This is a genomic window from Acinetobacter lwoffii (genome assembly GCF_029024105.1).
Taxonomy (GTDB): domain Bacteria; phylum Pseudomonadota; class Gammaproteobacteria; order Pseudomonadales; family Moraxellaceae; genus Acinetobacter; species Acinetobacter lwoffii.
In genome coordinates, this window is record NZ_CP118963.1 from 956,295 (window position 1) to 970,560 (window position 14,266).

Annotated in this window: 14 protein-coding genes and 1 pseudogene; 3 read left to right on the top strand and 12 right to left on the bottom strand. The window is 43.2% G+C overall.

Features of this window, described 5'->3' with window-relative positions:
• Positions 1-2 precede the first annotated feature (2 nt).
• A complete protein-coding gene (locus PYW33_RS04490; protein WP_004645682.1) occupies positions 3-2,414 on the top strand; it encodes a CSLREA domain-containing protein in 2,412 nt (803 codons plus the stop codon).
• A 56-nt stretch (positions 2,415-2,470) separates the two neighbouring features.
• On the opposite strand, the gene PYW33_RS04495 is transcribed toward PYW33_RS04490, so the two are convergent.
• The 5 genes from PYW33_RS04495 to PYW33_RS04515 all read right to left on the bottom strand — a co-directional run bounded on the left by PYW33_RS04495 (position 2,471) and on the right by PYW33_RS04515 (position 5,769).
• The gene (locus tag PYW33_RS04495; protein ID WP_004645681.1) at positions 2,471-2,881 is read right to left on the bottom strand and encodes a DUF3106 domain-containing protein; all 411 of its coding nucleotides are present in this window, start codon (positions 2,879-2,881) and stop codon (positions 2,471-2,473) included.
• Positions 2,871-3,188 carry a hypothetical protein gene (locus PYW33_RS04500; protein WP_004645680.1) on the bottom strand — a complete coding sequence of 106 codons (318 nt, stop codon included), beginning with the start codon at positions 3,186-3,188 and terminating at the stop codon, positions 2,871-2,873. Before PYW33_RS04500 ends, PYW33_RS04495 begins: the two co-directional genes overlap by 11 nt.
• Entirely contained in the window at positions 3,185-3,799 is a 615-nt protein-coding gene (locus tag PYW33_RS04505; protein ID WP_004645678.1) for an RNA polymerase sigma factor, read from the bottom strand. The genes PYW33_RS04500 and PYW33_RS04505 overlap by 4 nt, the downstream gene beginning before the upstream one ends.
• Before the next feature lie 167 nt (positions 3,800-3,966).
• On the bottom strand, positions 3,967-4,743 hold the full coding sequence (locus tag PYW33_RS04510) for a TrmH family RNA methyltransferase (RefSeq protein WP_004645677.1): 777 nt from the start codon (positions 4,741-4,743) through the stop codon (positions 3,967-3,969).
• A 51-nt stretch (positions 4,744-4,794) separates the two neighbouring features.
• A complete protein-coding gene (locus PYW33_RS04515) occupies positions 4,795-5,769 on the bottom strand; it encodes a class 1 fructose-bisphosphatase (protein WP_004645676.1) in 975 nt (324 codons plus the stop codon).
• A 180-nt stretch (positions 5,770-5,949) separates the two neighbouring features.
• Between PYW33_RS04515 and PYW33_RS04520 the strand changes: the two genes are divergently transcribed.
• On the top strand, positions 5,950-6,135 hold the full coding sequence (locus PYW33_RS04520; RefSeq protein WP_004645674.1) for an NF038105 family protein: 186 nt from the start codon (positions 5,950-5,952) through the stop codon (positions 6,133-6,135).
• A 79-nt stretch (positions 6,136-6,214) separates the two neighbouring features.
• Here PYW33_RS04520 and pal read toward each other — a convergent pair whose 3' ends face one another.
• The 7 genes and pseudogenes from pal to PYW33_RS04555 all read right to left on the bottom strand — a co-directional run.
• On the bottom strand, positions 6,215-6,787 hold the full coding sequence (gene pal, locus PYW33_RS04525) for a peptidoglycan-associated lipoprotein Pal (protein WP_004645673.1): 573 nt from the start codon (positions 6,785-6,787) through the stop codon (positions 6,215-6,217).
• Between the two features lie 54 nt (positions 6,788-6,841).
• Positions 6,842-8,125, bottom strand: a complete 1,284-nt coding sequence (tolB, locus tag PYW33_RS04530) for a Tol-Pal system beta propeller repeat protein TolB (protein ID WP_171056997.1) — start codon at positions 8,123-8,125, stop codon at positions 6,842-6,844.
• Positions 8,126-8,329: 204 nt separating this feature from the next.
• Complete coding sequence (tolA, locus tag PYW33_RS04535) at positions 8,330-9,625, bottom strand: cell envelope integrity protein TolA (protein ID WP_004645671.1); 1,296 nt, start codon at positions 9,623-9,625, stop codon at positions 8,330-8,332.
• A 3-nt stretch (positions 9,626-9,628) separates the two neighbouring features.
• Positions 9,629-10,078, bottom strand: a complete 450-nt coding sequence (gene tolR, locus PYW33_RS04540) for a protein TolR (protein ID WP_004645670.1) — start codon at positions 10,076-10,078, stop codon at positions 9,629-9,631.
• On the bottom strand, positions 10,078-10,776 hold the full coding sequence (gene tolQ, locus PYW33_RS04545) for a protein TolQ (RefSeq protein ID WP_004645669.1): 699 nt from the start codon (positions 10,774-10,776) through the stop codon (positions 10,078-10,080). Before tolQ ends, tolR begins: the two co-directional genes overlap by 1 nt.
• A gap of 27 nt (positions 10,777-10,803) precedes the next feature.
• A complete protein-coding gene (gene ybgC / locus PYW33_RS04550; protein ID WP_004645668.1) occupies positions 10,804-11,211 on the bottom strand; it encodes a tol-pal system-associated acyl-CoA thioesterase in 408 nt (135 codons plus the stop codon).
• A gap of 266 nt (positions 11,212-11,477) precedes the next feature.
• Positions 11,478-12,566: pseudogene (locus tag PYW33_RS04555) on the bottom strand (amidohydrolase); the annotation flags it as partial.
• 419 nt (positions 12,567-12,985) lie between these two features.
• Between PYW33_RS04555 and PYW33_RS04560 the strand changes: the two are divergent.
• On the top strand, positions 12,986-14,215 hold the full coding sequence (locus PYW33_RS04560; protein WP_004645666.1) for an acetamidase/formamidase family protein: 1,230 nt from the start codon (positions 12,986-12,988) through the stop codon (positions 14,213-14,215).
• The last annotated feature ends 51 nt before the right edge of the window (positions 14,216-14,266 follow it).

Here is a 14,266-nt window from a genome sequence, read left to right on the forward strand (position 1 = left end):
TCATGAAAAATTATAAAAAAGGACTGCTTGCGGCCATGATTTTATCTGCCATGAGTTTGATGGCAGCCGAAGATAAAACGATATATGTAACTACTTTTGCTGATGAAGATGGCGAGAATAATAATGCCTGTTCTTTGCGAGAAGCCATTAAAACTGCAAAACTGGATAAATCTTATGGCGGATGTAATGTAGGACGTACGCTTCGATTGGATGGTTCAGCTGCAGATGTGATTCAGCTTGAAGCAGGCGAGTACAAATTAGATAAAGAGCTGATCGTAGAGTCAGCGCTCAAAATTTATGGGAAAACTCCGCTTAACTATGCTAGTCGTAGTCCGATTACGCTGTTATATCCAACCCGGGAGGCTTTAAAAAGTACTATTTCAGGCCAGGGGAAAACCAGATTATTTAATAGTATGGCCAGCCAATCCAGTCTGGAAATTCATCATCTGATCTTAAAGGATGGCTATGCAGCAATAAATACCTTGGATAAAGGTAATGGCGGTACTTTTTATGTAGCAGGGCCTTTAAGTATTAATACCAGTGAAATAGTAAATTCCCGAGCTGCTGCAGAAGGTGGGGCGATTTATAGTGTAGCAATGAATACGGAAAGGAATATTGTTATTCAGGATTCTTTAATTCAAAAAAATCAGGCGAGTTCATATGGTAGTGTTTTGGCAATGGACTGTCAGGGAAATTTAGGTACAACTCAAACCAATGTGAAAATTAATTCCAGTAGTATTGTTAAAAATGGTTCAGACACTGCTAACAGTATTATTGATTTTTGTGGCTATGCCACAGTAGAAATTGTTAACTCTACTATTGCGAAGAATACTGCCAGTACCACAGGACATATTGTGCGTATGACGAATGAAGTTAATCGTCCGCTCAGTAAATTCTCTAGTTTAACTGCATTAAGTAATACTATTGTTGAAAATACAGCCCAATCTACTTTATTTTATGACAATACCGGTTTTAGATATTTTAATTTCAATGTTTTAGCCTTTAACCAAGGCCTGTCTTGTGAATATGCCTTAAATCAGGGGAATCCGACCAAGGCACAACGTGTTGAATTTTCTACAATTCGAAATGCAATTCAAACGACTGGGCCATCACGTTGCGTATTGCCAGAATTAGACGAAGATACTACTTCAAATAATCTTGATGTCTCTAACAATATAATCAGCAGTTTATTAACAAATTATATTGAGCCTGCTATTGATAATCGCTATTTAGGGCTATATTACCCGCGTGATAATCAGACCGCAACGGATTTGGTAGATATCGGAGTGAGTGGCTGTATTGAACAAGACCAGCGTGGTATTGATCGTGTGATTGGATCCACATTAACATTTGATCCAAGTGCAAAAAATACTTGTGAGATCGGCTCAGTTGAAATCCGACGTTTGACTGCAGCCGATATTACGGACTTGCAAAATAAGAGTTTGGTAGAACTCAATGACTTTTATCAGGAGAATATAGATGATCTCGAAGAAATCATTGCTGATAAAAATACTCCAGAAAATGAGCTTCCTGGTTTAAAGGAAGAATTGAAAAGTTATCAGGATTTGCTTAAATATACCAAGCAATATCAGAAATATCGTGCAATCTATATTAATCCTTTTATCTTGGCTATGCCTCAAGAAACTCTAACCAATGATAAGATTCAAATTAAAGCCTTAAATTCAGAAAATTATGAGGTCAGTGTAAAAACTTTAGGTGTTGGTAAGTTAATTGGTACTGGTAATTCGACCACTGTGGAAGGAAATCCCAATGATCCAAATCTTAAATGTGAGTGGAAACCTGATTTAAACCGGATCATGATGTATCGCACTGATGGTAAGCAGACCAGTTCGGTTGATATGGAGTTCTGTAGTTATACACTTAAAGACCAGGCTACAGGTGTAAGCAGTGCTGGCCTCTTAAGAGCAGCTTTTAACAACATTGCACCGATTGCAAAAGATGATGAATATCGGCTTAGTCCAGAGAATAATCTTACAGTGATGGTAAATCCGCTTGAAAATGATAGTGATGATGGGGATGGGCCTCTACCATCAGGAAAGTCGGCTTTTTATCAAGATAAAGATGGAAAAGAGATCCCGATTCATATTGTTAAGCTGCCTGCGGGAGTTTCACTGAAGGCAGAGCGACAAGGAGCCTGTCCTGATACCTACCAAAATCAGACCTGTTATGGTGGACAGCTGACATTTAGTGTAAAAAATAATTTAAGCCAGGCAAATTACAGCATGGATTATGCGATTTTTGATGCTGATGAAAAAATGTCAGAAAAAGCGACAATCTTGTTACGTAATACAGTTAAAAATACGAATACGTCCTCAAGTGGTGGTGGGGCAATTGGAATGTGGGGGCTACTAGGATTATTAGGGCTTGCAGCTTATCGACGCTTAAGAAAATAAAATATGATTGAAACATCAAAAAAGCCTCCATATGGAGGCTTTTTTATATTAAGTTTTTAATGCGAGTTAGGCTGCTGAGTCACTTGCTGATATTTGAGAATGTATTCTTCGCGAATGGCAAGGCGTTGCTCAGGAGACGCTTTTTGCATACGTGCGCCCAGTTCTTTGCGTTCCTGACTGCTCATCATTTGCCAAGTCTCACGCATTCTTTGTTTTTCCGCATTAGGGAGTTGAGTAAACCAGTCCATACGCTGCTGTAAGCTAACACGTTGTTGTTCGGGGATTTCTTTTAGAGATTGGTAACGTTTAATCAGTGCCAATTGTTCAGAATCAGAAAGACTATCCCAAGTATCAGTTACTTGGGTATTCGCATCCTTGGAAAATAGCCAAAAACGTTCAAATCCTGCAAAGCTGGTTTGCAGAAAACTGAACGCACAAAAAGCAATCACCAATTTTTTAGCTGCCATGTGGAACTTTGTCCTCACCTAAAACCATTAACATTTCTAAATCTTCAAGCATTTGCGGAGACAGTTTTGGGACTGACACCATTTGAGTTTGCGGCTCGTTATGGTCCGAAAGATTCGGTAATACCACAACGCCTGCAATCGCAGCTGCCAAAGCAAAGCCAGACATTTTTAGAAATGCAAAGCGTGAATGTTTTGAATCCTGAATTTCTTCAAGAACATGGTGCATGACAACAGGTTTGTCTTTATGTTGTTGTGCCAGTCCATCAAGTTTGGAAGTTACTTGTTTTAAGAAATCATCTTGATTCATTCGGATGACCCTCCCAGATATGGATTTAAATGTGCTAAGGAGGCGCGTAAACCTTGGATAGCACGGTGATAATGGGTTTTTACACTGCCTTCTGTGCAGTTCATAATTTGTGCGGTGGTATGCGTATCAAATCCTTCCCAGGCTCTGAGCATAAATGCCTGCTGCTGACGCACAGGCAATTTTGCAATCGCTTCCTGGATTTCTTCAGCAGTAACTGCCTGATCGAGAAAGTCCAGTGGCGTTGGTGTTGATTCATCGACGACATCATCAAATTCAATTTCGTCGTCATCAAGACTGACTTTTTTGAAAAATGAAAACATTTGACCACGCCGTGACTCTTTACGGCGCCAGTCCTGTAACTTGTTGTTGAGAATGGTATAAAACAGGGGATACCATTCTTCAGTGCTTTTTTCTGCATAGGATTTGTGTAAGGAAATGAAAGCTTCCTGAACCAGATCCATGGCAATACCATGATGACCTTGAGTCGCACTTTCCATCATCACCAAAGCACGCCCAGTCACATCCTGCATGAAATTCTTCAGACGTGCTTCAGCCGTACTCTTCAGAATACTTACATCGTGTGTTTGCAACTGTTTTGGTGCTAAATCCATAGAGATGGAAAATCCTGTCATTGGACACCCACCATTATTCCCAAGTTCATAATCATATAACGTTGGGAATCCTGGTTTGGTTGACAATTAAGTTTATTATTTTTGTAGTTTAATCTATTTTATACACGGGCAGGGTCGTATTAAAACACTGTAACCTAAATCCCTAATTAGATACGTTGACGTACCATTTCAAAAAAACAGATCGAACCCGCAATGGCGACATTCAGTGATTCCTGACCCCCAGGTTGCGGAATGCTCACGGCTTCAGCATGTTGCATCGCATAATCAGACACGCCTTGGCCTTCATTGCCCAGAATCCACACGCAAGGTTTACGTAAGTCTTTTGAATATAGGCTTTCAGCACGGTGTGAGCTGGTTACATAAACAGGGATTTGAAATTGCTCAAGAATTTGTTTAAGCGCGATATTTTCAAAGGTTTGCAGTGTGAAATGTGCACCCATACCGGCACGTAATACGCGTGGAGACCAGAGCGATGCAGAACCTTTGGTACACACAATCTGTTCAATACCGGCAGCAGCAGCCGAGCGAAGCAGGGTGCCTACATTACCCGGATCCTGTACATTTTCCAGAATCAAAGTGTCTGCTTTAAAATCCAATGCATAATTTGCTGTTGGTAAAGTCACCACAGCCAAACAGGCTAAAGATGTTCCTAAGGTGCTTAAATCTTTGTATAAAGACTCGCTTAGAACAAAGACCATACCTGTGTATTTTGCGAGAATTTTCTCGAAATCAGGATGTGAAAGTGCATGTTCAGTGGTGAAAATAGAATCAATCTTACGGTTTTCATGTAGCCAGGCGAGAGACAGATGCGTGCCTTCTAAAACCGTTTGACCCTGTTTTTTACGATAGGTATTTTGTTCAATTAAACCACGTAAGTGTTTAATCTTTGGATTATCTTTTGAATCAAGAAAAAAAGTTGGCATGGGAGATATAATCCACGGCAGCCGATTCAATATCGGCTGCTGCTATAAAAATTAGTTGTGGTAGCTGGTCACAAGATCAACTTCGTTTTTAGAACCAATGATCACTGGCACACGTTGATGTAGATCTGTCGGTTCAATCTCAAGAATACGCACACGACCTGTAGTCGATGCACCGCCAGCCTGTTCCATGAGCATGCTCATTGGGTTGGCTTCGTACATTAAACGCAGACGGCCTGCTTTAGCCGGATCTTTAAGGTCGTATGGATACATGAAGATACCGCTACGGCAAAGAATACGGTGAATGTCGCCCACCATACAGGCAACCCAGCGCATATTGAAGTCTTTTTCGCGAGGGCCAGTCTTGCCAGCTAACAATTCATCGATATAACGCTGTACTGGTGCTTCCCAATGACGCTGATTCGACGCATTAATCGCATATTCTTTAGTATCTGCAGCAACCTGAATGGCTTCAGAAGTCAGCAGGAATTCTTGAGTCTCAGGGTCATAGGTAAAGAACACCACGCCTGCGCCGACGGTTAATGCCAACATGGTCGATGGGCCATAAAGCACATAACCTGCAGCTACCTGATGAACACCGGCTTGCATAAAGTCTTCTGCCTGAGTCACAGCATTTTTTGCAGGAAGAATCGAGAAAATGGTACCAACACACATATTGATGTCGATATTGCTTGAACCGTCTAATGGATCGAACAATACCAGAAATTGACCATTTTCTTGTGCAGGGGTGAATTCATCTAGTTCTTCTGAGGCCAAACCACCCACATTTGGATGTTGCTGCAAGGCATCAATCAAATAGTCATTAGAAATGACATCTAGTTTCTTTTGCTCTTCGCCTTGAACGTTTTCATGCTGTGCACTTCCCAATACACCCGCTAAAGCACCTTTTTGCAGTAATTGATCAATATCTTTACAAGTGTTTGCAATTGTTTCAATAACTTGCGCAAGTTCAGGTGTGAGATTCCCGCTTTGTTGTTGTAAAAACTGGGATAAAGTGCGGTATGGCATAGGGGAAACTCCAAAACTTAAATCGGGAAAAAATGATCAAAACGATATGCGGCTATATTTTAGATGAGAACGTACTAAAAGAAAAATTAAACTGGATTATTTGTATCGATTTTGCCCTTGCAACTCCTGCGGAAAGTGCTATGTTGAAGACAAAGGAAAATTGAGAATAGGAGCACAGATATGACAACATTGAAGTTTGATGCGACTCCAACGCCAAGCGAAGGCATTACTTTAGATGATATCTCTGAAGACAAGATGAAAGAAGCCTGGCGGGATTATGAAGCAAAACCAGAGTACAAACAATTCAATAAACATGATCTGATCGAATCGATGCATCCGGCTGAACAAGATCAGCTTCCAAAGTAGACCGATTCTTTCATTGAAGAAAATAAAAAGCACTCATGATTGAGTGCTTTTTATTCGATGAAACAATCATGAATGAAAATTATTTCAACAATGGTGGTACCGCTTCATAATTAATTTCTACACGGCGGTTTTCTTTCCAGGCATTTTCGTCATGGCCAGCATTGATTGGCATTTCCTTACCATAGCTGACTGCTTCTAGTTGGCCAGGATTAACACCAGTTGTCACCAGGAAGCTTTCTACAGCTTTGGCACGACGCTCGCCAAGTGCCATGTTGTATTCACGGGTACCGCGTTCATCGGTATGGCCGGTGAGTGCTACACGTGAATTGGCATTGGCCATCAGGAACTGCGCATGGGCTTGCAGCGTATTTAAATCTTCATTGCTGAGTTCAGTACTGTCATAGTCAAAATGCACTACGCGTTTTGCCAAGAATGCTTTATTTTCTGCAGTAACGCCTTTTGCAGAAGCGCCTGCCATGTTTTGTGCATTCAGTGCTGCATCTTCACTCAGGCCTGCAGTATTCACAGTTGTTGTACCAGTTGTATCTAAACTACCCGTTTGAACTTCAGCGGCAGGCTTACGGCTCGCACAACCTGTCATGACAACAGCTGCTGCTAAAAGTGGCAAGGCAAATAATTTTACTTTGTTCATCTTCATCTCCATGAAGTTTGATTATGGGGTAAAGGGTTTATCAATATAAAAATGTTATTTGGGTGCCCAAGCCGGTTCACGGACTTCGCCCGTTTCACTTGGTAAATTCATACGGAAACGGCCATCCAGCGACATGATCGACAAGAGTCCACGTGCACCTTCACGGGTGGCATAGACCACCATCTGGCCATTTGGCGAGAAGCTTGGTGATTCATCTAGCGTCGTTGGTGTCAGAATGTTGTTCACACCAGAGGTCATGTCCTGAACCGCAACTCGATAGTTACTGCCGCTTGGACGATGAACTAATGCAAGTTTTTTACCATCTGCGCTCAGCGTGCCGCGCGCGTTGAATGCACCACGGAAGGTCAGGCGTTTATTGCTACTTGACTCAAGATCATGGCGGTAAATTTGTGGAGAACCACCACGGTCAGAAGTGAAAATAAAAGATTTTCCATCTGGCGAATAACGTGCTTCAGTATCAATGGCACTGTCATTGGTCATACGTTGTAGCTGACGCGTTTCCAGATTCATCTGGTAGATTTCCGGATTGCCGTGCATAGAAGCAGTAAACAGCATGCTCTTGCCATCTGGAGAGAAGCTCGGCGCGCCATTCAAACCGCGGAAGCTGGCTAGTTTTTCACGTTGACCTGTTGCCAGATCCTGTACATAAATCGCCGGGCGTTTGGTTTCAAAGGACACATAAGCGATTTTTTTGGCATCTGGTGTCCATGCCGGAGAAAGGATTGGATCACGCGAGGTCAAAATGGTCTTTGGCTGTTCGCCATCGGTATCGGCAATTTGCAAGGTATAGCGTTGTTCCGGCGTAGCAGGATTACGCAGCACATAGGCAATACGTCCGCTAAAGTCACCCGGAATACCGGTCAATGCCTGATAGATGGCATCACTGATCATATGCGCTGCCTGACGGGTGCGTGAGGCTGGAACAGTCAGCAATTCATTTAATAGATATTGTTTTTTTTCGACATCATAGAGCTGATACTGGATTTCAAAAGAACCATCGGCTGTGGTCTTGGATGAACCGGTGACCACATAGGGAACACCAGCCGATGCCCAAGCTTCTGCATTCGGATTATTCAATGTCGCTGTTGCAGGCAGATTTTTTGAAGCACTGGTAAAGCGGCCAGAACGATTCAGATCATTTTCCACAATAGGATAAATGCTCTGATCCTGACTGAAAGGTACAACGGCAATTTTAGGTGCTGCCTCAGGTGCCTTGGTAATTTCCAGATGCAATTGGGCATAGGACTGGGTTGCCAATACAGGGCTTAAAGCGCTAATGATTGCGAGGCAGAGTAGATGTTTGCGAGTCTTTTCCATCATTCGTTATTTACTCAAATCAACGGATTTATTGTATAGGTGCTTGGCCTACATCATCGCATGGATTTAATAGAATAAAACCATGAATTTATGACCAAACTGTTATGACACTGTGAAAAGTGAATATTATTTAATCAATTTAAAGTGAAGTTTAGCTTAAAAAATAAAAGCCATCACAACATTATTTATGTGATGGCTCCGTTTTTATTGCGCAGTAAAGGTTGAAGTAAAGCTTCGTGCTTCACGGCGTGCATCTGGATCGGAAGGCATTGGATAAGGTGCAGCAGCACGAACTGCAGCTTCTACACTGGCTTTCATATCGGGATCACTTGCACTTACCACTACAGAAATGACAGAACCACTATCACTTAGCGTGACGCGAGCGTTGGCAGTTTTACCAGATGAACCCACTGGTGTATTCCAAGCCTGTTTAACTTTATTGGTAAAATCGCGCTTCGCAGTAGAGGCAATCCGTTTAGATTCCGCTTTTTTCTGTGCAGCTTCTTCAGCAGCCTGTTTCGCGGCTGAAGCTTTGGCATCTGCATCAGCTCTGGCTTTTGCTTCGGCATCTGCTTTGCGCTTGGCGTCTGCATCCGCTTTGGCCTTAGCGTCGGCATCTGCCTTGCGTTTGGCATCAGCGTCGGCTTTAGCTTTAGCATCCGCTTTGGCTTTGGCTTTCGCATCAGCATCCGCTTTGCGTTTCGCCGCTGCATCATTTTTAGCCTTAGCTGCCGCGTCTGCTTTGGCTTTAGCCGCTGCATCGGCTTTAGCTTTCGCATCAGCATCTGCTTTACGTTTCGCCGCTGCATCATTATTGGCTTTTGCTGCCGCATCTGCCTTTGCTTTAGCAGCAGCTTCAGCCTTACGTTTGGCATCAGCCTCTGCTTTGGCTTTTGTTGCAGCATCCGCTTTTTGCTTGGCAGCTAGGTCGGCTTTTTTCTGTGCTTCCAGTTTGGCTTTTTGTGCAGCATCGGCTTTGCGCTGTGCATTCAGTTCAGCTTGGCGTGCAGCTTCGGCTTCAGCCTTGGATTTTTGTGCTGCATCCGCTTTGGCTTTGGCCGTTGCCTGTTTCGCCTGTTCAGCGGCTTCGGCACGTTTTGCTGCTTCAGCTGCTTGCTGCGCAGCCTTGGCTTGGGCTGCCTCTGCCGCTTTCAGTTCCTGCTGGGCTTTTTGTGTATCGACTTTTGGCGCAGGTGGAGTCACAGGTACAGCAGGAGCTGCAGTTGGAATGACAGGAGCAGGTTCTATACTAGGTTCTGCCGTTTGAGTGATTTCTTCTGCGACATTTTCATGTGCAGTTTCCTCAAATTCGGTTTCTTCGCGAGTCACCGGTTTAAGGTCCTCTGGCTTGATCAGAACGGTTTTGATCTGTTTTGGCGGTTCAGGGGGGTTACTCATGCCCAGATAAAGTAAGCCCACCAAAGCCACTGCATGGATACCTAAGGTAAATCCAAGTGCGATGGCTTTTTTCTGAAATGGTGGCTTTTTATAGTCTTTCATACTTTATTCTAATGGCTTGGTCAGTAAACCGACTTGAGAAAGGCCAGCATCCTGCAGGCTGGACATCAAGGCCATCACATCGCCATAAGGACGGGTATTATGGCCATTGATCACGACATTGAGCACCTTGTTTTCATTTTGCGCCTGGGTTTGGGCATCAACAAGCGTACGGGTTAATTCTTCTAGTGTGACTGGGCCGGTCGCCTGATTTTTATATTCTAGATAATATGAACCATCTTCTTTAAGTGTGACAATCCTCGGGGTATCCTTGGAATCGATCGGTAATCCGTTGGCCTGAGGCAAGTCAACCTTGATGCCGCTGGTAATCATCGGGGCGGTGACCATAAAGATTACCAGCAGTACCAGCATGACATCGATATACGGCACCACATTCATGTCACTTTTTAGTGGCTTTTTAATACGCTGAAAGCGTCCTGAAGCTTGAATCGCCATTAGTCTTTGTCCTGAGTTACGCCCACAGACTGACGTTGCAATAGCGCCACCATTTCTTCGGCAAACAGCGCACGGTCAGAATAGACTGTTTCACCTTTGGCCGTAAAATGGTTGAAAGCCAATACTGCTGGAATGGCTGCGAACAGACCAATCGCCGTTGCAATTAGTGCTTCTGCAATACCGGGTGCGACCGTCGCCAGTGTCACCTGATCAACATCTGCCAGGCCAATAAAGGCGTTCATGATGCCCCAGACTGTACCGAACAGACCGACATAAGGTGCAACCGAACCAATACTTGCCAACGCACCCAGACCTTGTTCCAGATGACCTTGGTCACGGCTTAAACCGACACGTAGAATACGTTCAGTTCCTTCAATCGACTGGGCAGTCGGCGCATGGCGTTTTTTCAGTTTCAGGAACTCGCCCAGACCCTGATAGAAAATATCTTCAAGGCCGGTACGTTTGGAGTTGAGTTGCGCATTGTTATACAGGGTATTCAGTTCAGCACCAGACCAGAAGATTTTCTGGAAATGTTCATCATCGGCCTGGGCTTTTTTATAACTCATATAGAGCCTGGCAATCAGATACCAGCTATATATTGAGGCTAACAGGAGAGAAAGCATCACCAGTTGTACGACAGGGCTTGCTTGTAAAATAAGATCTGAAACTTGAAGAGATGATTCTAACTGAGTCGCCATAGTTGTTACGTGTGCCAATAAATTTTTTTAGTCTTGTTCCAATTCTTTTTGAATTAGTTCGCGGATTTCATCCGGGAGTCGACGTGGTCGCATCTCTGCACTGATACATGCCAACTCAACCTCACCTGATGCAAGCATGATTTCACCACGATAAATATTTTGTTGCAATACAAATGATGAAGCTTTACATGAAATGACACGTGCCGTAACAGTAATTAAATCATCCATCAGGATCGGACGCATGTATTTGACATTAATTTTATGCACCACAAAATTGTAGTCTGTCTGATGCCAGTAATGGCTCACTCCAGCGGCACGTAACCATTCGGTACGGGTACGTTCCATATAGCGAATATGATTGGCGTGATAGACAATGCCACCCGCATCAGTATCTTCAATATAAACGCGGATATTGAATTCAAAGTGATTCGCCATAGTTTTGTTCCATGCAGATTTTCGAAATTTTTGCTTGTTTTTAGATGCAGGAGAGGGATTAGAATTTGCCGGATTCCTGCCAAAAGTCAAGCAATTTAGCGGTTCAAAGTTTAGCATTGTGAGTTTTGAGACCAATGGCACAAGGTGTCAAATCTGGAGAGAAGTCGCCAAGAAGAAGTACTGAGCGCTTAACAGCTCATTTATGAAACAGCAGCAGTTACTAAAATGCGCGAGTCCATGAAGTCGCGCATTTTAGTAATAGAAGATTAGCCTTTATTTTTCTGTTTCCAGTTGGCCTGAACCTGCTCAGCTACTTTTGGATAGTCCAGAATAAAACGGACATGGCTTTCGACCCCGGTTTTCAAGGTCGCATCATCGACAATGAAATTCGGGTTATGGTTGGGTGCGGCTTTTGCCGGATCTTGATCTGCTGGTGTAGCACCAACAAAGACAAATAAGGATGGCATGAGCTGGCCATAATAAGCAAAATCTTCACTGGCGCTGGCATTGTTGTCTAAAACATGCAATTTATCTTCACCATGCACGCTCGCCAATGTCGGGCGCATCAATTCAGTCAAGGTTTTATCATTGGTGGTCACTGGTGCATAAGGTGCAATTTCGACTTTCACCTTAACGTCATTGGCTGCGGCATTGTGTTCCAGCATTTTCGGCAAGTCTTTTAAAATGCCCTGACGTACATCTTCACTATTGGAACCAATAGTCCCGACCATATTGACCTGATCTGGAATGACGTTACCGGTAGTGCCGCCCTGAATACTGCCAATACTGACCACACCCATTCCTTTGGTCAGGTCGGCTTTACGGCTGATCAGGCTTTGTAAATTGGTCACCATCTGGGCAGAGGCATAAATCGGGTCTTTACCTGCCCAAGGCATGGAGCCATGTACCTGACTGCCATTCACCTGAATACGTAAATGATCGGCACTATTCAAAATCGCACCATCTTTGTAGAAGATATTGCCACTTGGCATGCCTGCCATGACATGCATCCCGAAAATCACTTCAGGTTTTGGATTGTTCAAGGCACCGTCGGCAATCATTTTGCGTGAGCCAATCTGATCGCCATGAGTGAAGTTATCGATATCTGCACCGCCTTCTTCAGCCGGCTGGAATACAAACACCACTGTCCCCGCAATTTTATCTTTATTGGCGGCCAGCACTTTGGCTGCACCCAATAACATGGCGGTATGCGCGTCATGGCCACAGGCATGCATCACATAAGATTCTTTACCTTGATAAATCGCTTTTTGTTTACTGGCGAAAGGCACAGGCGCTGTTTCCTTGATTGGCAAGGCATCCATATCTGCACGTAAGGCCATCACAGGGCCAGGCTGAGCTGGCTACAGAAAAGAAGAGGGAGACAAAGGGATATCTGCTTATACATATTCATACTTCGGGAGAACCTTAAGAATTTGAAATGGTTAAAGTGATTCTTTAGGATGGCATATTGATCTAAGTTCGACCAAAACTCTCTAAGTATTTTTTGATACTTTAAAGGTATTCTGGGTGTTAATATCTGTTCTCAAAGAGCTTTATTTGTTCTTTTACATTGTAAAAATATGTATCTAAATTGATTTTTTATATTTATAAGGTATGAAAATTATAAAAATTTCAGGCTAAAAAGGGATAAAAACGATTACCTCTATATCAATAATCTGAATGAAGTGAAGATTTTTTAAACCTCTTAAACTTATTTTGGCACTTAGATTGCATTCACTCTTTCGTAATATTTTTTATGACGGAAATTGAACACATGTTAAAACCTTTGGCTTTATCTCTGGCAGTAGCTTCAAGCTTAAGTTTTATTTCGACAAGCCTATGGGCTGAAGACTTTAAGATACTGAAACAGCTGGAAAATAAACCGACATTACTCAAAAGTGGTGAATATAAAGGTCATTATTATGTGCCGAGTACCTTAAATACGATTACTTGGGGTTATCTGCCAAATAAAGATGCAAAACCTGTCTTGACTGTCCCTTCAGGTAGCACAGTTACTTTCGATACAGTTTCGCATGAAGGGCTGCTGGAAGATCAAGGCCGCAATGCAGAGAAATATTTCACATCAAAAGGCGTCAAGCCTGAGCATGTATTGGATGAAGCCAAGCTGATCACGAATTCCAAATTGAAACATGATTTCCATAAAGATGGACCACACATTATTACCGGGCCTGTCTATGTAGAAGGGGCAATGCCGGGCGATATTCTAAAGGTGGAGATTTTAAAAGTTGAACCGCGTGTACCTTATGGCGTGATTTCAAACCGTCATGGCAAAGGCACCTTACCCGAATTCCCGAAACGTCAGAAACATGAGCATGCATCTCCAGCCAATCCTGATGCTTATGGTAACGTGTCCATTTTTACCCCCATTGAGAAAAATGCGGATGGTGTATGGGAAGGCGTTTTAAAAACTGAATCTGGTAAAGCGATTCGTTTCCCGCTGAATCCGTTTATGGGCACGATGGGCGTTGCACCAAATACCAGTGAGCCTGTGCACTCTGTGCCACCATCATTTTATGGCGGGAATATCGACATCAATGAATTAGGAGCAGGGGCTACGGCCTATTATCCTGTACAGGTGCCAGGTGCTTTGTTCTATACAGGTGATAGTCACTTTGTACAAGGTGATGGTGAGGTGGCTTTAACTGCCTTGGAAGGTTCGGCACGTGCGACTTTAAAATTCACTTTACTTAAATCTGGCAAGGATAAAATTCCAGGTGCAGAGATTAAACAGCCGCTGGCTGAAAATGCTGAATTCTGGATTACGCCGGGTCTGGATGAAGACTTAGATGAAGCCATGCGTAAATCCACCCGTGAAGCGATCCGTTTTCTGGTCAATGAATATGGCATTTCTGAAGAAATTGCCTATGCCTACTTAAGTGCTGCGACTGACTTTGAAGTGTCACAAGTGGTCGATCGAACCAAAGGTATTCATGCCATGATTCGTAAAGCGGATTTTAAGGAGTTTAAAAAAGACGCGAAATAATTTTTGAATAAAACTTAGAAAAATAGGTTTGTGCTTTTGCCAACTGATTTA